This window comes from Paraliobacillus salinarum (genome assembly GCF_014083865.1).
GTDB lineage: Bacteria > Bacillota > Bacilli > Bacillales > Amphibacillaceae > Paraliobacillus > Paraliobacillus salinarum.
The window spans coordinates 88832-107642 of sequence record NZ_JACEFA010000007.1 but is presented as its reverse complement, the minus strand read 5'-3'; the positions used below and the strand labels follow the sequence as shown (position 1 = coordinate 107642).

Annotated in this window: 16 protein-coding genes and 2 other annotated features; of the genes, 10 read left to right on the top strand and 6 right to left on the bottom strand. The window is 36.2% G+C overall.

Annotated elements, in window-relative coordinates; all coding sequences use genetic code 11:
- Window positions 1–109: 109 nt before the first annotated feature.
- The 3 genes from ade (at window position 110) to HP569_RS08970 (ending at window position 4655) form a co-directional block, all read left to right on the top strand.
- Complete coding sequence (gene ade, locus HP569_RS08980) at window positions 110–1894, top strand: adenine deaminase (RefSeq protein WP_182200837.1); 1785 nt, start codon at window positions 110–112, stop codon at window positions 1892–1894.
- Between the two features lie 445 nt (window positions 1895–2339).
- Complete coding sequence (locus HP569_RS08975; RefSeq protein ID WP_182200836.1) at window positions 2340–3323, top strand: aldo/keto reductase; 984 nt, start codon at window positions 2340–2342, stop codon at window positions 3321–3323.
- Window positions 3324–3452: 129 nt separating this feature from the next.
- Window positions 3453–4655 carry an ROK family transcriptional regulator gene (locus tag HP569_RS08970; RefSeq protein ID WP_182200835.1) on the top strand — a complete coding sequence of 401 codons (1203 nt, stop codon included), beginning with the start codon at window positions 3453–3455 and terminating at the stop codon, window positions 4653–4655.
- A 54-nt stretch (window positions 4656–4709) separates the two neighbouring features.
- Here the strand turns inward: HP569_RS08970 and HP569_RS08965 are convergent, their stop codons facing one another.
- From HP569_RS08965 to HP569_RS08950, 4 genes are read right to left on the bottom strand one after another with little or no spacing between them, the layout of a single operon-like run.
- On the bottom strand, window positions 4710–5759 hold the full coding sequence (locus HP569_RS08965; RefSeq protein WP_182200834.1) for an aldose epimerase family protein: 1050 nt from the start codon (window positions 5757–5759) through the stop codon (window positions 4710–4712).
- A 22-nt stretch (window positions 5760–5781) separates the two neighbouring features.
- Window positions 5782–7281, bottom strand: a complete 1500-nt coding sequence (gene galT / locus HP569_RS08960; protein ID WP_182200833.1) for a UDP-glucose--hexose-1-phosphate uridylyltransferase — start codon at window positions 7279–7281, stop codon at window positions 5782–5784.
- A gap of 1 nt (window position 7282) precedes the next feature.
- Window positions 7283–8278 (bottom strand): UDP-glucose 4-epimerase GalE, encoded by a 996-nt coding sequence (gene galE, locus HP569_RS08955; protein ID WP_182200832.1) that lies wholly within the window; start codon window positions 8276–8278, stop codon window positions 7283–7285.
- 12 nt (window positions 8279–8290) lie between these two features.
- Window positions 8291–9463, bottom strand: coding sequence for a galactokinase (locus HP569_RS08950; RefSeq protein WP_425501855.1), 1173 nt, complete (start codon window positions 9461–9463; stop codon window positions 8291–8293).
- Window positions 9464–9673: 210 nt separating this feature from the next.
- Here HP569_RS08950 and HP569_RS08945 point away from each other — a divergent pair, with 210 nt between their 5' ends.
- A complete protein-coding gene (locus HP569_RS08945) occupies window positions 9674–10231 on the top strand; it encodes a nitroreductase family protein (RefSeq protein WP_182200830.1) in 558 nt (185 codons plus the stop codon).
- Between the two features lie 716 nt (window positions 10232–10947).
- Window positions 10948–12396, top strand: coding sequence for a glycoside hydrolase family 1 protein (locus tag HP569_RS08940; protein ID WP_182200829.1), 1449 nt, complete (start codon window positions 10948–10950; stop codon window positions 12394–12396).
- Between the two features lie 55 nt (window positions 12397–12451).
- On the opposite strand, the gene HP569_RS08935 is transcribed toward HP569_RS08940, so the two are convergent.
- The gene (locus tag HP569_RS08935) at window positions 12452–13183 is read right to left on the bottom strand and encodes a MurR/RpiR family transcriptional regulator (RefSeq protein ID WP_182200828.1); all 732 of its coding nucleotides are present in this window, start codon (window positions 13181–13183) and stop codon (window positions 12452–12454) included.
- A gap of 284 nt (window positions 13184–13467) precedes the next feature.
- Here HP569_RS08935 and HP569_RS08930 point away from each other — a divergent pair, with 284 nt between their 5' ends.
- Window positions 13468–14232 carry a LysM peptidoglycan-binding and 3D domain-containing protein gene (locus HP569_RS08930; RefSeq protein WP_182200827.1) on the top strand — a complete coding sequence of 255 codons (765 nt, stop codon included), beginning with the start codon at window positions 13468–13470 and terminating at the stop codon, window positions 14230–14232.
- A 135-nt stretch (window positions 14233–14367) separates the two neighbouring features.
- Here HP569_RS08930 and HP569_RS14545 read toward each other — a convergent pair whose 3' ends face one another.
- Window positions 14368–14496, bottom strand: a complete 129-nt coding sequence (locus tag HP569_RS14545) for a hypothetical protein (RefSeq protein WP_281366449.1) — start codon at window positions 14494–14496, stop codon at window positions 14368–14370.
- 108 nt (window positions 14497–14604) lie between these two features.
- Between HP569_RS14545 and HP569_RS08925 the strand changes: the two genes are divergently transcribed.
- From HP569_RS08925 to trpD, 4 genes are all read left to right on the top strand, one after another.
- Window positions 14605–15153 carry a 3-dehydroquinate synthase II domain-containing protein gene (locus tag HP569_RS08925; RefSeq protein ID WP_182200826.1) on the top strand — a complete coding sequence of 183 codons (549 nt, stop codon included), beginning with the start codon at window positions 14605–14607 and terminating at the stop codon, window positions 15151–15153.
- 94 nt (window positions 15154–15247) lie between these two features.
- Window positions 15248–15499, top strand: a binding site (T-box leader).
- A 30-nt stretch (window positions 15500–15529) separates the two neighbouring features.
- Window positions 15530–15752, top strand: a binding site (T-box leader).
- Window positions 15753–15838: 86 nt separating this feature from the next.
- Window positions 15839–17209 carry an anthranilate synthase component I gene (gene trpE, locus HP569_RS08920; RefSeq protein WP_182200852.1) on the top strand — a complete coding sequence of 457 codons (1371 nt, stop codon included), beginning with the start codon at window positions 15839–15841 and terminating at the stop codon, window positions 17207–17209.
- Window position 17210: 1 nt separating this feature from the next.
- Window positions 17211–17810: an anthranilate synthase component II gene (locus HP569_RS08915; RefSeq protein ID WP_182200825.1), complete on the top strand. Its 600-nt coding sequence runs from the start codon at window positions 17211–17213 to the stop codon at window positions 17808–17810.
- Window positions 17794–18810, top strand: a complete 1017-nt coding sequence (gene trpD, locus HP569_RS08910; protein ID WP_182200824.1) for an anthranilate phosphoribosyltransferase — start codon at window positions 17794–17796, stop codon at window positions 18808–18810. The genes HP569_RS08915 and trpD overlap by 17 nt, the downstream gene beginning before the upstream one ends.
- The last annotated feature ends 1 nt before the right edge of the window (window position 18811 follow it).

Genomic DNA, 18811 nt, shown 5'->3' with positions numbered 1-18811 from the left:
GTATGCCTATAGGCTATTATTCTATCGTCACCCCTTCATGTAATCACCCAAGGACAATGCGCACCTTGGGTTTTTTGTGTACTTTTTAAAAAAAGAAGGGGTTTTGAACATGAAATATTCATTACATCAAGTCAATTATCATTTAGCAAAAGTAGCATTGGGAGAAGAGAAAGCAGAGCTAGTCATTCAGAATGGCACACTTGTCAATGTGATCACAGAAGAATTACTACCAAACATCGATGTCGCTATCTCTAAAGGACGCATTGCTTATGTAGGAAAGGCAGATCATACGATTGGAGCTGCAACAACTGTCATCGATGCAACAGGAAAATATATTGCACCAGGGTTAATGGATGGGCACATGCATGTAGAAAGCACGATGCTCACTGTAACTGAATTTGCTCGCATTGCTTTAACAAAGGGGACAACTAGTATTTTTATGGATCCGCATGAAATTGCTAATGTGTTTGGTGTTGAAGGTGTAAAACAAATGCATAAAGAAGGTCAACAATTACCAATGCAAGTGTTTACGACGTTTCCATCATGTGTACCAGCAACTGATGGATTAGAAGATGCAGGGGCGACATTAGAAGTATTAGATATTAAGGAAGGCTTGACCTGGGATAATGTCGTCGGCCTTGGAGAGGTAATGAATTTTCCAGGGGTGATAACAGGAGAGCCAAAAATGCTAGGTGAGATTCAGGAAACCATGCTGGCTGATAAGACAATAACAGGTCATTTTCCTGACGGTAGTAACGAAATGCTACAAGCATACATCGCATCAGGTGTTACCTCTTGTCATGAGACAGTAAATCGTGAACAAGCACTTGAGAAATTGCGTTTAGGGATGTATGTCATGATACGTGAAGGCTCCGCATGGCAGGATGTAAAAGAAGTAATCAAAATTGTAACAGAAGATCGTGTTGCAACAGATTATTTACTACTTGTTACAGATGATGTTTATCCACAAACATTAGTAGAAAAAGGACATATTAATCATGTGGTTAGACGTGCAATAGAAGAAGGCGTAGATCCTGTTACAGCAATTAAAATGGCGACTTTAAATGTAGCAAGATATTTTAATATGGCTGCTGATTTTGGTAGTATTACGCCTAGTAAATGTGCAGATATCATGATATTAGATAGTCTGGAAAAAATGGAACCTAGTGATGTGATTGTCGATGGTGAAGTAGTTGTAGCGAAGAAACAAGTAGTAGCTAATTTACCAAACTATACGTATCCAGCTCACATGAAGCAATCCGTTCATGTCAAAAACAAACTAGTACCAGCTGACTTTAATGTAAAAGTGAATATGCCTGCTGAGCAAGTAGTCGTTAATACGATAAAAGTCATCGAGAATAGTGCAAGAACAGAGAAAATGGAAACGAAATTGCGTGTAGAAAATCAATTTGTACTTCCGGATCTTACACAAGATGTCATTAAATTAGCTTGTATAGATAGACATCACCAATCAGGAGACATTTCTGTTGCTTTTGTGCATGGTTTTCAATTAAAACGTGGCGCAGTGGCATCAACAGTTGCGCATGATAGTCATAATTTATTAGTTATGGGTGTTAGTGAAGCTGACATGGCCTTTGCTGCTAATGTATTAATTGATTTAGGTGGAGGAATGGTTGTAGTGGAAGATGGTAAAGTACTTGCTCAAGTTCCAATGCCAATTGCAGGCTTAATGTCAGATGCAAGTGCGGAACAAGTGGTAACACAGGTGAAAGAATTAGAGAAAGGTTGGAATGCACTTGGTTGTCCGATTCACGCACCATTTATGACATTCTCGCTTATTGCTTTACCTGTCATTCCTGAAGTGAGAATTTCTAACCGAGGGCTAGTTGATGTCACAACTTTTTCTTTTATTGATGTTGTGAAAAATAATTAATATATTTTGATAGGAATTAAATACTGGGACATAATAACATTTTTTTTGGTAAAAATTACGAACTTTTATTTTAGTTAAGAAGAACAAACACCGCTGTGGAAATATACTCTCTTTCCGCAGGCACGGCTTCAGCTAACTCATTAAAGCAAAAAACGCTTTAATGAGTGGATCTTCAGCTCGCGCTGTTCCTGCAGGAGTATCGTATATTTCTACAGCTAATTTATTCGCTCAAAAACAAAATGGATTATGATCCTTAAACAGGTTATTATCATCTTTTTTCTGCTAATCTTTATTTAGTATTGTCCCAGTCTCTTCATTTCATTTAGCAAAAAGAAATTTGTTATAGTCGTAAACTTGAAGCTGGTTTGATGCAAAGGACTTTCAACGATATGATGTCTATTGTAAACTATATATGAAAGCGAATACAAAAAGGAGGGCTATATGAATGCATTATCGTCAATTGGGCAATACAGATCTTAAAATAAGTGAATTAAGCTTTGGTACATGGGCTATCGGAGGTTCGTGGGGAAAAACAAATGATAAAGAATCACTTCGAGCACTTGAGCGTGCGATGGACAAAGGAGTTAATTTTTTTGATACGGCAGATGTCTATGGAGATGGACATAGTGAAGCATTGATAGCGAAAGCAACCAAAGGAAAAGAATCAGAGATACATGTAGCATCTAAGTTTTGCCGTGCCGGTGATATTCATGATCCAGAAACGTACACAGAAAGTTCGGTGCGTACTTATTTAGAAGGGACATTAAAGAGGTTAAATCGAGATCAATTAGATTTATACCAAATACATTGTCCGCCAATAGAAATATTAAAAGATGGTCGTGTCTTTGAAGTATTAGACAAATTAAAACAAGAAGGAAAAATACGCTATTATGGTGTAAGCGTGGAAACAGTAGAAGAAGGGCTGTTATGTTTAGAGAATGATAATGTTAGCACCTTACAAGTTATTTTCAACATGCTTCGTCAAAAGCCCTTGGATCTACTATTTCCAAGGGCAAAAGAAAAGGGAGTAGGGATATTAGCTAGAGTCCCTCTTGCAAGTGGGCTTTTAACTGGAAAATTTTCTACCGATCATACATTTGAAGCTAGTGATCACCGCTCTTTTAACAAAAATGGCGAATCATTTAATGTTGGAGAAACCTTTGGCGGAATTCCGTTTTCTAAAGGTGTTGAGTTAAGTAATCAGTTGAAGTGGGTAGCGAATGGAAGAGGCAATATGACTCGTGCTGCGTTGAAATGGATCTTACAACAAGAGGGTGTTTCAACTGTTATTCCAGGGTTTAAAAATGTAGAACAAGTAGAAGATAACTTAGGGGCGGTTTCTATCACAGGTTTTACAAATGAAGAGCTAGAGGAAATTGAAATGTTCTATAAGAATCAAGTAGCACAACATATTCGGGGAGCATACTAATACTGATTCTTTTAATGCATATCGTCATACTGAATTGGTTTTTTTTGGGATTAAGTCCTTCTTTAATTAAATTAATTAATATGATACGATAACTCTAATTAGATAGTTTAGTACTCGGAGGATTACAATATGCAAACCGGTAGCTTTAGATGGATGAAATCATTAAATAAATCAATTATTTTAAATAAAATATTAAATAGTGGGCCGATTTCTCGTGCTCAAATTGCAAAAGAAACCAACCTAACCCCACCTACAGTAGGAAGTATAGTTAAAGAATTAATTGAGCAAGGCATTGTAAAGGAAAGTACACTTGGAATATCACGGGGTGGAAGAAAACCAACCATGCTAGTTATTGATTATCAAGGCTTTTATGTTGTTGGTGTGGACGCAGGCCCAACAGAAGTTGAGACGATACTAACTGACTTATCTGGTAAAGTTATCGAGCGTTATAGCTTACCAATTAGCGAAAAAGTAACAGAAGCTTCTTTTTTAGGTATATTAGAAACTGGAATCGAAACAGTGCTACAAAATTATAATCAAAATAAGGACAAAATTATAGGCATAGGTATAGCGATGCATGGTGTAGTGGATGTGGAAACAGGCACATCGCTTTACGCTCCTAACTTAGATCTAAGGGATGTTCCGATAAAAAAAACATTAGAAGACAAATTTAATTTAATGGTAATAGTAGAAAATGATGCCCGTGCACTTGCTTTAGGCGAGGTTTGGTTTGGTCAAGGCAGAGATTCAGAGAGTATGGTAGCAGTCAACATTGGTAATGGTGTAGGTGCCGGCATCACAGTTAACGGTAAACTATATCATGGAGATAGTAGTATTGCTGGTGAAATCGGCCATATGACTGTAGATATTAATGGAAGAACATGTTCATGTGGAAACAAAGGGTGTCTCCAGACGATCATTTCAGGACCTGCAATAGCAGAACGAGCTGTTCAACAATTATATCAAGCGCCACAATCTGTGCTTAAACAAATTTCATCCATCACTGGAGAAAGTATTTTTCAAGCTGCTGAAGCAGGAGATAGTTATGCAGTGAAGCTATTAGAGGAAACGGGAGAGTATATTGGAATAGGATTAACAAATCTGATTCATATCATGAACCCATCAAAGATTATTATTAGTGGTGGAGTAACAGGTGCACGCACATATATTTCAGACAAGATTTTAAAAACAATTAGCAAAAGTGCACTTACACTAAAAGCAAAGCAAACGGAAGTAGCGTTTTCAGACTTAGGTGAACAAGCGACAGCTTTAGGTGCAGTAGCGTTATTGTTGGCTGAGTTGTTTGAGCGAAACGGAGAAGTAACGATATAGAAAAGTCATGCAGTGCGTATAACGCTGCATGACTTTTTTGTCATTTCATTTGATTTAATCATTTAAGGTGCGAAAAGCAAATGTTGTTGTCTTGTGATATGTTTCATCTTTTCCTAAATATATACTAGGAAAACCTTCATGCTTTAAAGATCCAGGCGATCCTTGTGTTTCTAGGCATACACCTAAATATTTTGTCGAGTTACGTTCTTTTAACTGAATAGAGTCATCTAAACCATTAGCAGTATACATGACCATTCCTGGTTGATCGGTTAGTACTTCTAATTTTCTTCCGCTTTCACCGTCTGTTACGGTAACATTTGGCTGATTACTATGATCAAAAATAAAGTAATGATCAAATCCGTTAGAAGCTACTAAATTTTGTTGATCAATAGAGTGGACTCCATCAATAATAGGATGTGCTTTACGAAAATCAAATACAGTATCATCAACGGATAAAAGTTCACCTGTTGGAATTAATTCATGGTCTAACTCGATGAATTGACTCGCGTTTATTTGTACGTCGTGTTGTAAAATATCTCTTTTTAGGTCACCACTTAAATTAAAATAAGAATGGTTCGTTGTTGTTAAAATCGTATCTTGATCTGATGTAGCCTGATAAGTAATTTCAAAATTATTTTCATTAGTCAACGTATACATGATTGAAACGTCCAATTCTCCTGGATATCCACCATCTCCATCAGGAAAAGTATGAGTGAAGTGAACACCCACTTGGGTATCTGTTTCAAAAGATGTTGTTTCCCACAAAATTTGATGAAAACCAGTTGATCCACCGTGCAAATGATGATCTCCTTCATTGGCAGGAAGCAGATGCTTCTTATCATTAATTGAAAAGGAGGATCCTTCGATACGACCAGCTACTCTACCAACTAGCGCACCAAAAAAGTTAGGGTTATCTAGATAATCTTCATAGTTTGCAAGACTTAAAACAACATTTTCTAATTTTCCATTACGATCTGGCACTGTTATATTTGTAATAATTCCACCATAGTTCAGAAAGCTGACTGACATTCCATGGTCATTTTCCAACGTATACACTTTCCAGCTTTGTCCGGCTACAGTTTGTTCTTTTTCTTGAACATGCATGAAAATATCCTCCTATATTTTTTTAATTATGATTCACTGATTCAATAAAACGTTTAAAAGCTTGCCTTCCTTCATCGGTTGATTTAAACACTCCTGCATCTTCCAACACACGAGTAAACTTGTTTCCTAATGCTTGGTGAAGAATTCCTTTAACATTGGAAGCATCAATCAGATCATTTTGTTGTTTGATCTGTTCCATCCAAGCTTGATGGTAATCAGCAACAGTTGTTTTATGATCAATTAAATGTGCTTCAATCGCATCTAATTCTTGTTTTAGACGTGGTGGTAATACCGCTAGTCCCATTACCTCGATTAGACCAATATTCTCCTTTTTAATATGGTGTACATCTTCATGTGGATGGAAAATCCCAAAAGGATACTCCTCAGTTGTGCGGTTATTCCGTAGAACAAGGTCAAATTCAAATAATCCATTACGCTTACGAGCAATTGGTGTAATCGTGTTATGAGGTGTGTCGCCTGTGTATGCGATAACATCTACACTAGGATCACTATAGCTTTGCCATTTCTCTAACAGATGAGCAGCTGCATCTACTAACTCATTTTTATTTTTACCGCGCAATCGAATGACAGACATAGGCCATTCAACAACAGATGCAACAACCTTAGGGGATTTTTCTAATGAAAATTGGAATGCATCTTTTGCTTCGGTCATCGCAAAGGTATAACGTCCGCCTTGATAATGATCATGAGAAAGAATGCTACCACCGACAATAGGAAGATCCGCATTAGACCCCATAAAGTAATGAGGAAATTGCTCGACAAAAGCAGTTAGTCGTTCAAAAGTAGAACGTGAAATTTGCATTGGTCGATGTTCACCTGCAAGAAGAATACTATGCTCGTTGTAATAGACATACGGTGAATACTGTAAATACCATGTCTCTTCTTCTAAAGGTACTTCTATGACACGATGGTTTGATCTTGCTGGATATCCTGTTCTGCCAACATATCCTTCATTTTCTTTACATAATAAACACTTTGGATAACTGACTTGTTGTTTCATTGTGCGTTCGCGTTTGATCTGTTCCGGGTCTTTTTCTGGTTTAGATAGATTAATGGTAATATCTAATTTTCCATAAGGACTGTCTGTTTTATAATGGATATTTTTAGCGATTCGTTTCATTTGAATGTAATTACTGTCTTTACTCAATTTGTAAAAGTAATCCGTTGCAGCTTCAGGAGATACAGCATATTTATCATAAAATGTATCATTAATTTCTGTCGGTTTGGCTAAAAAACAATTCATTATTTTCGCACTTAACATTTCTTTGTCATCTAATACATCTTCTATTATTTCTGTTTGGATGGCATAATCAATTAGGTTTTCTAAAAGGTCTGGAATGTCTAAAGTAGACTTCTCCAAAGTAGGAGGAATAAATCCTTCTACTTTGAGAAGTCCGAGAATTTGATTTCGGACATACACTTCATCTTTTGGAGTAATTAATGTCTGCTCAGTTCCTTTTTTCACTAACTGTTCAATCGTTTGGAATAGTTGGTCTGACATCTTATACTTCCTTTCGGTAGCCTTGTGGGTGGTTTTTGTGCCAATTCCAAGCATCTTCAATGATCTGATTAATATTTGTTCGTTTTGGATTCCAATCAAGTATTTCTTTCGCCTTCGCAGATGAAGCTATTAATGTACTAGGATCTCCTGCTCGTCGCTCACCAACTTTAGCTGGTATCGCATGATTCGTAACGGACCTTGCTGCATCAATCATTTCTTTTACAGAAAAGCCTTGGCTACTTCCTAAATTAAAAATGTTACTTTCTCCACCATCTTGCAAGTATTCTAAAGCAAGAATGTGTGCGTTGATTAAGTCTTCAACATGTACATAATCTCGAATACAAGTGCCATCAGGTGTGTCGTAATCTTCGCCGAAAATAGTAATAGCCTCTCTTTGCCCTAGTGCTACTTGTAAAATGATTGGAATCAAATGAGTCTCTGGTCGATGATCTTCACCGATTTCTCCAGTCGGACGAGCTCCAGCTACATTAAAATAACGTAAGGAAACATAGCGTGTTCCATATGCAGCTTCACACCATTTCATTATTTTTTCCATTGTTAATTTTGTTTCGCCATATGTGCTCGTTGGATTAGTTGGCATCTCTTCGGTAATTGGTACCTGCTCTGGTTCTCCGTAAGTTGCAGCGGTGGAAGAGAAAACAATTTTATCAATCGAGAATTCTTTCATCGCTTCTAGTAATACTTGTGTGCCATACACATTATTATCGAAATATTTTAGTGGCTTTTCCATTGATTCTCCTACTAATGAATTAGCTGCGAAGTGTAAGACTGCATCAATTTTTTCATTAGTAAATACTTCGCGTAAGAAGGTAATATTACGAATATCTCCTCTATAAAAAGTTGCTTTATCATGAATAGCAGCTTCATGTCCTGTTTCTAAATTATCAATAACAATGACATCATGCCCTTTATCAATTAATTGATAAACAGCGTGTGAACCAATATAACCTGCTCCTCCTAATACTAAAACGTGCATAGATAACACTCCTTAAAGTTTAATTTCCTTTGCTCCATCACCAATAGTTGCGACATAAAATGTAGCGTCATAGCCGACAACCTTTTTGTAATGTGCATTTACATTTGTTTTAAATTGATCTATTTCATCGGATTTTACAAGTGCAATCGCACATCCACCAAAACCTGCACCTGTCATTCGAGCACCTAAGACTCCGGGTTGTTCCCAAGCAGCTTCAACAATAGTATCAAGCTCTAAACCTGTAACTTCATAATCGTGTTGCAAGGAAAGGTGGGATTGATCAACTAATTTACCAAACGCTTGTAGATCGCCACTCTCTAACTTTTTCAATGCTTGCTTCGTACGTTCATTTTCATAAACTGCATGTTTTGCTCGCTTACGATCAGTCGCGTTGTGAATGAGATGCTTATTCGCTTCAAAAGCTTCGATAGTAAGTTCTCCTAAACTATGAATGTCTAAAGTTGATTGAATATCTTTTAGTGCACGTTCACACTCACTTCTGCGTTCATTATATTTTGAATCAGCTAATTCTCTACGTTTGTTTGTGTTCATAATCATAATGACATAATCATCTAAAGCGATGGGTGCATAGGTATAGTCTAGTGTGTTGCAATCAAGTAAAATTGCATGGTCTTTCTTTCCCATTCCAATAGCAAACTGGTCCATAATTCCACTGTTAACACCAATATAATTATTCTCTACTTGCTGACCTAATTGAACCATGCGAATGCGATCAATGGAAAGGTCGAATAGCTGCTCAACCATTACTCCAGTAGCAAGTTCGATCGAAGCAGATGATGATAACCCAGCTCCATTTGGAATGTTACCATAGTATAACACATCGAATCCTGAAGTAATTTCATGTCCATCTTCTATCATTGTTTTTAGCATCCCTTTAGGATAGTTTGCCCAATCATGTGATTTATTGTATGAAAGATCATCTAATGATACCTCGATGACACCGCTTTCTTCAAAGTTTTTAGAATAAAAACGAATTTTTTTGTCCGTACGTTTCGTTGCAATAGCATAAGTACCAAATGAGATGGATGCAGGGAAGACATAACCACCGTTGTAATCTGTATGTTCACCAATCAAATTAATTCTTCCTGGAGCAAAAAAAACACGTGGCTTTAAAGTGTTATCCAATATAGTCTGAAACTCGTTTGTTAATGAAGCAATCATCATTCATCCTCCTAAATGTAAACTTAATTAAATTAATTTATAAACTAATTATAGAATAGCATTTTTTTATAATCAAAACAATAGTACAATAAAAAAATTGTGCAAAACATTGAGCGCTTTTGTCATAGGCAAGTATGTTGTAATTGAAGTGAACATTTACTATGGTATACTTAGATGAAAATTATTCTCAATTATTATAGGGGTGATGGGGAAATGAAGTTAGAAGAGCTTATTAAGGGGAGACGCTCTATTCAATTGTACGAAAACAAAGAGGTGGATATTCCATTATTAAAGGAGTTACTGGAGACAGCCATATGGGTACCCAATCATAAAATGACACAACCTTGGCGTTTTGTTTTTGTGCATGGTAAAGGTAAAGAAAAGATTGCTGAATTAAACAAAAGATTATCGGCAAAAGGTACGACGGAAGAAGAAAAGAACCGTAGTGGTGAAAAGGCGTATCAAAAAATGATTGATGTCCCAATGTATTTGATGGTGTTAATGGAAGAAAGTCCTGATCTGAAATTAAGACAAGAGGATTATGCAGCGACAAGCTGTGTCATTCAAAACTTTAGTTTACTTGCATGGGAACAAGGTATTGGTATGATATGGAAAACAGGTCCAATGACAACAACGGAAGCATTTAGAAGTATTATTGGTGCTCAAAATGGTGAAAAAGTGGTAGGTATGTTACAAATTGGCTACCCAGCTAAAGTCACGAAGCCTAGACCAAGAATAGATATTCAAAATCGAATCGAAGAAATCTACTAAAACCTTCCGATGCACAATTGCTTTTATTAATTAGATTACCAGATGTATCAGCAGAAATAGATGTAAAAAATGATGCTCTCCATGATATGGGGAGCATCTTCAATTGGGGCTATTACTTAATGAGAATGTTAATCGTTAGCAAATGTTTGTCTAACAATTATAGTATATCTTTTTTCTGTAAACTCAATATAAATTTGATGTAAAGAAAAGGTAAAGTTTTTTTGTGCAAAATACATTAGCATTGCATCAATATAGTTTTAAACAGCTTAATCAAGAAAATAATATTTGATTTAGTTAAAGAAATTAAAAAAGAGAATCGTATCATAAAAAAGACGATTATTCCTTTTTTGTAAATAAATATAGCTTATATGCTTGTTTGAATTTATGCACTTAAGTAGAGGGAATATGCGAGACTCCTCGAAAATAAAGAGCAATTTTCTTCGTGCGATGTATCGCTGCCGAAGCGTTTCTTGTCCCGCGGAAAGCGAGTGTATTCCTTCTACGTTTCTAGTATAATTATTTGATTTGATAACAATTATTCGGATTAATGTAAATTAATTGTACTGATGGGAAGCTAGTAGGTGGAAACATCTTGTTACGCAACTGTTACAAATGACAAAAGGAAAAACGAGATACAGATTATTATAATTTGTTTTTTAATGATGCTTAATCAGCTATGATGAATAGAGAAGGTCAATATAAAAGGAGGGTTTGCGATGGAGCATAAGCAATTAAAGCCATTTCCTGAAACATTCATGTGGGGTTCCGCATCAGCAGCGTATCAAGTAGAGGGAGCATGGGATCAGGATGGAAAAGGTCCATCTGTTTGGGATGTGTATACAAAGAAAGAAGGAACCACCTTCAAAGGAACAAATGGCGACGTAGCTGTAGATCATTACAATCGCTATAAAGAAGACGTGCAATTAATGGCAGAGCAAGGGTTAAAAGCATACCGTTTTTCGATAGCTTGGAGTAGAATTTACCCTGAAGGTAGTGGTCAACTAAATGAAGCGGGTCTTGCGTTCTATGATCGTTTAATTGACGAGTTAATTAAACATAATATTGAGCCAATTATTACGGTTTATCATTGGGATGTGCCTCAAGAACTAATGAATAAATATGGTGCATGGGAGTCTCGAGATATTATCGAAGACTTTGATAAGTATTGTCGGACACTATTTACACGTTACGGTGATCGTGTAAAGTATTGGGTAAGTTTAAACGAACAAAATGTGTTTGTTGGTTTAGGTTATCGTTCCGGTATACATCCGCCAGGGGTAAAGAATTTAAAGCGTATGTATCAAGCAAACCACATTGCAAACCTTGCTAATGCTAAAGTAATTAATTCTTTTCATGAAATTGTAAAAGACGGTAAGATTGGGCCGAGCTTTGCTTATTCACCAGCTTATTCGAGTGACTCTCATCCTAAAAATATATTAGCTGCGGAGAACGCGGAGGAATTTAATAGTCATTGGTGGATGGATATTTACGCATGGGGTACCTACCCACAAGCTGCTTGGAGCTATTTAGAGGAGAATGGTTTAGCTCCAACGATTGAAAAAGGAGATATGGAGTTGTTAAAGAGCGCCAAGCCTGATTTCATGGGGTTAAATTATTATCAGACGATGACAGTTGAACATAATCCATTAGATGGTGTCGGTTTAGGTAAGATAAATACGTCGGGTAAAAAAGGAACAACAGAATCAACGGGTGTACCCGGATTGTTTAAAACAACAAATAATCCATTTTTAGATGCAACAGATTGGGATTGGGCAATTGATCCGATTGGTTTAAGAATTGGATTACGCCGAATCGTAAATCGATATCAATTACCTGTACTAATTACAGAGAATGGATTAGGTGCATTTGATACCTTAGAAGAAAACGATGAAGTTAATGATGATTACAGGATAGATTATCTAGAGAGCCACATTAAACAGATACAAGGTGCAATTAGTGACGGTGTTAAGGTTCTTGGTTATTGCACATGGTCATATACAGATTTACTTAGCTGGCTGAATGGCTATCAGAAGCGATATGGATTTGTCTATGTAGACCGTGATGAAGATGGACCAAAAGACTTGCGTAGAATCAAGAAAAAAAGTTATTTCTGGTATAAAGATGTAATGATAGCAAATGGATTGGTTGATCGTAACAATCACTAATACCATTTGTTTAAACCAAAAAAGAAGCGCTCTGTTGAACGCTTTTTTTTTATGATTAAGTATGCATGATGCCATATGTTGTTTTGGCTAAGCTTTCTAATAAATAGATAACAGGAATTTGCGTTGTCACATTTGTATCACCTAAAAATTCCTGATTTACATAGTAAGATAAGTTATAATCTGAAATTTTTGCTATAGAACTATCTGCTTTATTTGTAATACTAACAATGGTGCTTCCTTCTTGCTTAAACTGGTTTACTTGTGATAATGTCGCGCTTGCTTCTCCTGATACAGACAATACAATAGTAATACTATCTTTTAAATATTGCCCATGAATAGGTAGATAAGGATCCTTAATATATAAGGAGAATTTTTTTAATCCAGAAAAATAGCGTGAACCATATTCAGCTAATATACCGGAACTGCCTACCCCGATAAAAACAACATGCTTTGCATCAGCAACTACGTGTGCAATTCTCATCATTTTTTGCTGATAATCATGTGTTAGTGTGCGTTCCAAGAATTCAATTATTGTACTCTTTCCATCTATAATAGAAGAACTAGCTTCTTGTTGATCCAAAAACATCTTTACTTTTATCTTAAATTCAGAAAAACCTTCACAACCTATTTTTCTACAAAAGCGTAATATAGATGTGGTAGATACATGCGTTTCTAGTGCTAGATCTCGAATGCGCATATATTGAACTTTATCAAGGTTGTTCACAATGTAATTATATAGACTATATTCTAGATCCGAAAAAGCAGCTATGTGTTCACTAGTAAACATAGAATTACTCCTTTTTATTGTGTTAATTCCATTATAATCGCAACAAGTAAATTCTCCAATGTTAGTAGTCTAGCTCCTAAAAAAATCCTCATCAATAAAGAAAAAATTCAGAAAAATTTCATTTATATGTATAAAATATTGCAAAACTGCCCCAAAATGACGAATATGACAAGTAAAACCTTAAAACGTAAACATTGAAATCATTTCTTAACTATATTGTAACCACAACGCACTCGTGGGTATGTTAGGATAGGGCTTGTCACATTTTGAAGGAGGGAAAACAGATGAAGAAGAAGATTGTAGCTATGGCTACAGGTTTAATTATTGTAGGCACTGCTTCAACCCAAACATCTGCAGAAGAGTACCAAGTGGAAAAAGGAGATACGCTTTGGGAAATTGCCCGTGAAAATCAGATCGAAGTAGATGATTTAAAAGAAGCTAATAACTTAGCAACAAATATCATTTTACCGAGACAGTTATTACAAATAGATAAAGAGATTGTATATACCGTCGAAGCGGGCGATACACTAACTGAAATAGCAGAAAAACATCACGTGTCTATAGAAGATTTAAAAGAATGGAATGAATTATCTTCTGATTTAATTCTAGTAGATCAAGAGTTGGTTGTAACAGAAACTAGAAAATCAAACGATGACACAAAACAGAAGGCTGAGAAGGCAACAACGCAACCTCAGCCAAAATCAACACCAACACCAACACAAACGAAATCTACACCGAAAGAAACAAAGTCTACACAACAAAAAACATTAACAGTTACTGCAACAGCGTATACAGCAGACTGTGCTGGTTGCTCAGGAATTACAGCAACAGGAATTGATCTTAGAAATGATCGTGACAAAAAAGTAATTGCTGTAGATCCTAATGTTATTCCTTTAGGAACAAGAGTCTATGTAGAAGGCTATGGTGAAGCAATTGCTGGGGATACTGGTGGAGCAATCAAAGGTAATAAGATAGATCTCCACGTACCAACAAAAGATGAAGCCTATCAATGGGGAGTTAGAAAAGTTAACGTAACCATTTTAGGTTAATAATTAAACCGGATGTGATAGAATCGCATCCGGTTTTTATTTACAAAATATTAAATTTAAAATGGGGGTAGGAAGGTTTCAGCTCACGCATAAGATAGAATTTTGTTTGAATAAAATTGTGTACTATCTTATCATTTAATTATCAATAGAAATTTCTGAATTATCCTCTACCTCTATTCCTCGTGTAGATCCACTTTGTATTAATCCTAACGTTCCAACTGTCACAATTAAAAGAAGAAATAAAAACATTAACCATTTCCTCATCTTTCATCCTCCTGTTTGTAAACCTAGCATATATTGTATATCATAATGACATGACTTGGCTATAAGAACGTATTGTAAATCAAAATTTTTAAGATAAAGGAGATTAAAATGACAAATACAGCAATAGCAGAGGTGATGTCTATCACATCTATTGGTCTAGGATCCAGAGTGTGCATTGATGTGGTTGATGTATTAGATTCGTTAGAAGGAATAGCGGTAGGAAATACAGGGAGTGGTTACTTGTTTGTACTATCTGAGAATCGCACAACCGAAACTTATCCTCCACGGGTGTTTCGAGTAAATGGTGGTGCGCTCCATCAGTATATTTATTTAGGAGAAGGTAAAACAACATACTTGTCTGAGATGAAACCAGGTCAAGTTATTCCGGTTTGGAGTGAGGATGGAGAGCGAAAGATCGCAATCGGCAGGGTAAAGGTGGAGAAAAGGCCTTTTTTACGTGTTGTGTGTAAAGTGGAAGGAACAAATCAAGAAATTTCTGCTACATTACAAGAAGCAGATAGTGTTCATGTTCGAATGGTGAATGGAGAAGCAAAAGCTGTCTTAAATCTACAAGTTGGTGATCAACTTGCTTGTATACCCGATGAACCAGGGAGACATTTAGGAGAAAAGATTGAAGAAGAGATACGCGAATACTAACCTTTTAAAACTTTAAAAGAAAATTTAGAAAATTCAAATCTTTTTGTTGACAACAAAATGAAAAGATTATAGTATAATAAACAACAAAAGAAACGGAAAAGCGTTGACGAAGAGTAGTAGCTTAATTTTTTTATTCAGAGAGCTAGTGGTAGGTGTGAACTAGTATAAAATATTAAGTGAATGGACTTCTTAGCTTTCAAACCGAACCCTTTATGATTAAAAGAGGAAGTAGGCTTTGACGATTTTGTCTTATCGTTATCTGAGACAGCTATTCGAGTGTATACTCTGATAGTAAAGTGAGCTTTTAGCTAACTAAGGTGGTACCACGGGTTTCCTCGTCCTTATTGGATGGGGAAGCTCTTTTTATTTTTATAAACACAAATTGCAGATGAAGAATAGTAGGTCTGAATATATCCGCTTCATAACAGAGAGCCGGGTAGCTGGAAACCGGTATGAAGAACAGACTGAATGGACTTCGGAGAGCTCCTCTGAAAAATAACTCTTAGGAGGAGCCGTTTAATCAACGTTACATGATTCAAAGTGGAAAAGTAGAAATGCTTTTCAATAGTGGTGGCACCGCGGTTCAGACCGTCCCCTATACAAATATAGACTTGTTTGTATAGGGGACTTTTTTTAACAAAAGGTTTAATACTGTTAAACAAAGGAGTGGGATGAAATGGGGAAAATGCAGGTAAGGAAAAAAGAAATAAATGGCGATACATTAACACCGATTACTATTTTTAATCGCATAAAAGGTAGAAAAAAATTTTTATTGGAAAGCTCTAAGGGGCATGGAGAAAAAGGGAGATATTCCTTTATTGGTAAAAATCCATTTAAAGAAATTATCGGTAGTGAAAACCAAACGAATATTTATAATTCTTACGGGGAGCTGACAAATCAGTTTTCACAAAATGCTCTAGAAATAGTTAAAAAACATGTGTCTCACGAATCATTGGATTTACCATTTGCCTTTTATGGTGGTGCTGTTGGATTTATTGGCTACGATATCATTCGACAGTATGAGGACATCGGAGAGAAATTAGAAGATGAATTAAAGATGCCGGATGTACACTTAATGTTCTATCAACAAGTTATCGTTTTTGATCATAAGGAGCAAACAGTAACGATTATTGCATTGAATTTAGATGGAAAGCAAACAGAGAAGGAATTAGATGCTGCAGTAGAAGCATTAGAACACGAAATAATCCAGCAATCAGATCAGCATCAAATGAAGAAAATAAACGTATCTTTTAAACCTTCCATTGATCAAGCGACATTTGTTGAAATGGTAAAAACAGCAAAAGAACATATCGTAAATGGTGATGTGTTCCAAGTAGTACTATCACAACGTATGAAAGCTAGTTTCGATGCCGATCCTTTTGAATTCTATCGACGATTACGAATAGCTAATCCTTCACCATATATGTTTTTTGTGGATTTTGAAAGTTATATTACGTTAGGAGCGTCACCAGAAAGTTTAATCAAAACAAAAGAGAAACAAGTGATAACTAATCCAATTGCAGGCACCCGACCTAGAGGTAAGACAGATGTTGAAGATGAATCATTAGCGAAAGAATTAAGAACCGATAAGAAAGAATGTGCAGAGCATAAAATGTTAGTTGATTTAGGGCGGAATGATCTTGGGCGCGTATGCGAAGTGGGGAGCATTTCAATACCAAAATTTATGATGATCGAACGTTATCAACATGTTATGCACATTGTTTCTGAAGTGCATGGAGAATTAAAAGCGTCATACACAGGAATCGATGCTTTAATTGCTACATTACCAGCGGGAACGGTTTCTGGAGCCCCAAAAATTAGAGCGATGCAAATCATTAATCAATTAGAAAAACAAAGCAGAGGTGTTTATGCAGGGGCAGTTGGATACTTGAATATGAATGGTGACATCGATTTGGCTTTAGCTATTCGCACGATGATTATTAAAGAAGATCAAGCTTATGTGCAAGCAGGAGCTGGAATTGTCTTTGACTCAGATCCAGAGTCCGAGTATCAAGAAACTTTAAATAAAGCCAAATCATTATTGGAGGTTGAGTGAGATGATTTTGTTAATAGATAATTATGATTCATTTACCTATAACTTATATCAATATATTTCGGAACTAGGTAAGGATGTAACTGTCATACGAAATGACAAAATAACAATTAGTGAGATTAAGAGTCTTCGTCCGGAAGCTATAATCTTGTCACCTGGACCTGGCACACCAGAGCAAGCGGGAATCTGTATGGAAGTAGTAAAACAATTAGATACGACATTTCCGATATTAGGCATTTGCTTAGGACATCAAGCAATTGGAGCGGCTTATGGAGCAACAATTACACACGCCAAACAAATCAAACATGGCAAAACATCAAAAATAAAGCATGAAAAGGATGAAATTTTCAGGTATTTAGAACAACCACTGCAAGTCATGCGTTATCACTCTCTTGTTATTCAACCGGACACATTACCTCATGTGTTACAAGTAACCGCAACAGCAATCGATGATCAAGAAATTATGGCTATAAAACACACGTATTTACCTATATACGGACTTCAATTTCATCCAGAATCAATTGGAACAAGTACAGGGAAGGACATATTAGCAAACTTTTTTAAAGCAATTAAAAAGGAGCGATTGGATGAAACGATTTATTGAGAAAGTCTCAAACAAACAGGATCTAACTCAATTTGAGATGGAACAAGCAACAAAATTACTTTTTTCTGAAACATCAGAGGAAAACGAAATAGCATCTTTTTTAAAAGGATTGAAGGAAAAAGGAGAAACGACAGAAGAGATTGCAGGTATTGTTAACGTTATTCGTGAGAAGTCTTTTTGTCTGAACGAGCACATACCAAATGTAATGGATAACTGTGGAACAGGTGGTGATGGTTCACAAAGCTTTAATATTAGTACGACTGCTGCATTTGTTATTGCTGGTGCGGGTATTACAGTGGCAAAACACGGAAATCGTAGTATCTCTAGTAAAACAGGAAGTGCAGATGTACTAGAAGCATTAGGAGTATCGTTAACAATGGATAAAGGTCATATGCAACATTTATTGGAACAGAATGGAATTGCATTTTTATTTGCACAACATGTACATCCATCCCTGAAAAGAGTAATGAAAATACGCAAAAAGTTAAATACACCAACCATTTTTAATTTGATTGGTCCACTAACTAATCCAATACAGTTATCCACACAATTGATGGGGATCTATCGCAGAGATATGCTTGTTCAAATGGCAGAGGTACTAAATCAATTGGGACGCAAGCGAGCAATTGTGGTAAACGGAGCTGGTTATATGGATGAAGCATCATTAGCGGGTGAAAATGCTTTAGTTTTATTAGATAGTGGCAAATTGCATACTTTTACACTTTCGCCTGAGGATGTTGATCTACCGCGATATGACAACGAAGCAATTAAGGGTGGAGACGCAATAGAGAACGCGAAAATCCTTCAAGCTGTATTAGAAGGTGAGAAAGGTGCACATCGCGACACAGTTTTACTAAATGCTGGCCTTGGTATATTTGCTCACGGAAAAGTCGATTCCATTCAAGCAGGTATAAAGCTTGCAAAAGAAAGTATTGATTCAGGTGAGGCGCTCAAGAAGTTAGAAAACTTAATTCAATATAGTGTAACTAGTGAGGTGTGAG

Excerpts from the sequence above, each read along its gene's own strand:
- HP569_RS08965 (WP_182200834.1), bottom strand. The coding sequence starts at position 5,759 with ATGCATGTTCAAGAAAAAGAACAAACTGTAGCCGGACAAAGCTGGAAA.
- HP569_RS08940 (WP_182200829.1), top strand. The coding sequence starts at position 10,948 with ATGGAGCATAAGCAATTAAAGCCATTTCCTGAAACATTCATGTGGGGT.
- galT (WP_182200833.1), bottom strand. The coding sequence starts at position 7,281 with ATGTCAGACCAACTATTCCAAACGATTGAACAGTTAGTGAAAAAAGGA.
- HP569_RS08915 (WP_182200825.1), top strand. The coding sequence starts at position 17,211 with ATGATTTTGTTAATAGATAATTATGATTCATTTACCTATAACTTATAT.
- HP569_RS08970 (WP_182200835.1), top strand. The coding sequence starts at position 3,453 with ATGCAAACCGGTAGCTTTAGATGGATGAAATCATTAAATAAATCAATT.
- ade (WP_182200837.1), top strand. The coding sequence starts at position 110 with ATGAAATATTCATTACATCAAGTCAATTATCATTTAGCAAAAGTAGCA.
- HP569_RS08930 (WP_182200827.1), top strand. The coding sequence starts at position 13,468 with ATGAAGAAGAAGATTGTAGCTATGGCTACAGGTTTAATTATTGTAGGC.
- HP569_RS08925 (WP_182200826.1), top strand. The coding sequence starts at position 14,605 with ATGACAAATACAGCAATAGCAGAGGTGATGTCTATCACATCTATTGGT.
- HP569_RS08935 (WP_182200828.1), bottom strand. The coding sequence starts at position 13,183 with ATGTTTACTAGTGAACACATAGCTGCTTTTTCGGATCTAGAATATAGT.
- HP569_RS14545 (WP_281366449.1), bottom strand. The coding sequence starts at position 14,496 with ATGAGGAAATGGTTAATGTTTTTATTTCTTCTTTTAATTGTGACAGTT.
- HP569_RS08945 (WP_182200830.1), top strand. The coding sequence starts at position 9,674 with ATGAAGTTAGAAGAGCTTATTAAGGGGAGACGCTCTATTCAATTGTAC.
- trpD (WP_182200824.1), top strand. The coding sequence starts at position 17,794 with ATGAAACGATTTATTGAGAAAGTCTCAAACAAACAGGATCTAACTCAA.
- trpE (WP_182200852.1), top strand. The coding sequence starts at position 15,839 with ATGCAGGTAAGGAAAAAAGAAATAAATGGCGATACATTAACACCGATT.
- HP569_RS08950 (WP_425501855.1), bottom strand. The coding sequence starts at position 9,463 with ATGATGATTGCTTCATTAACAAACGAGTTTCAGACTATATTGGATAAC.
- HP569_RS08975 (WP_182200836.1), top strand. The coding sequence starts at position 2,340 with ATGCATTATCGTCAATTGGGCAATACAGATCTTAAAATAAGTGAATTA.
- galE (WP_182200832.1), bottom strand. The coding sequence starts at position 8,278 with ATGCACGTTTTAGTATTAGGAGGAGCAGGTTATATTGGTTCACACGCT.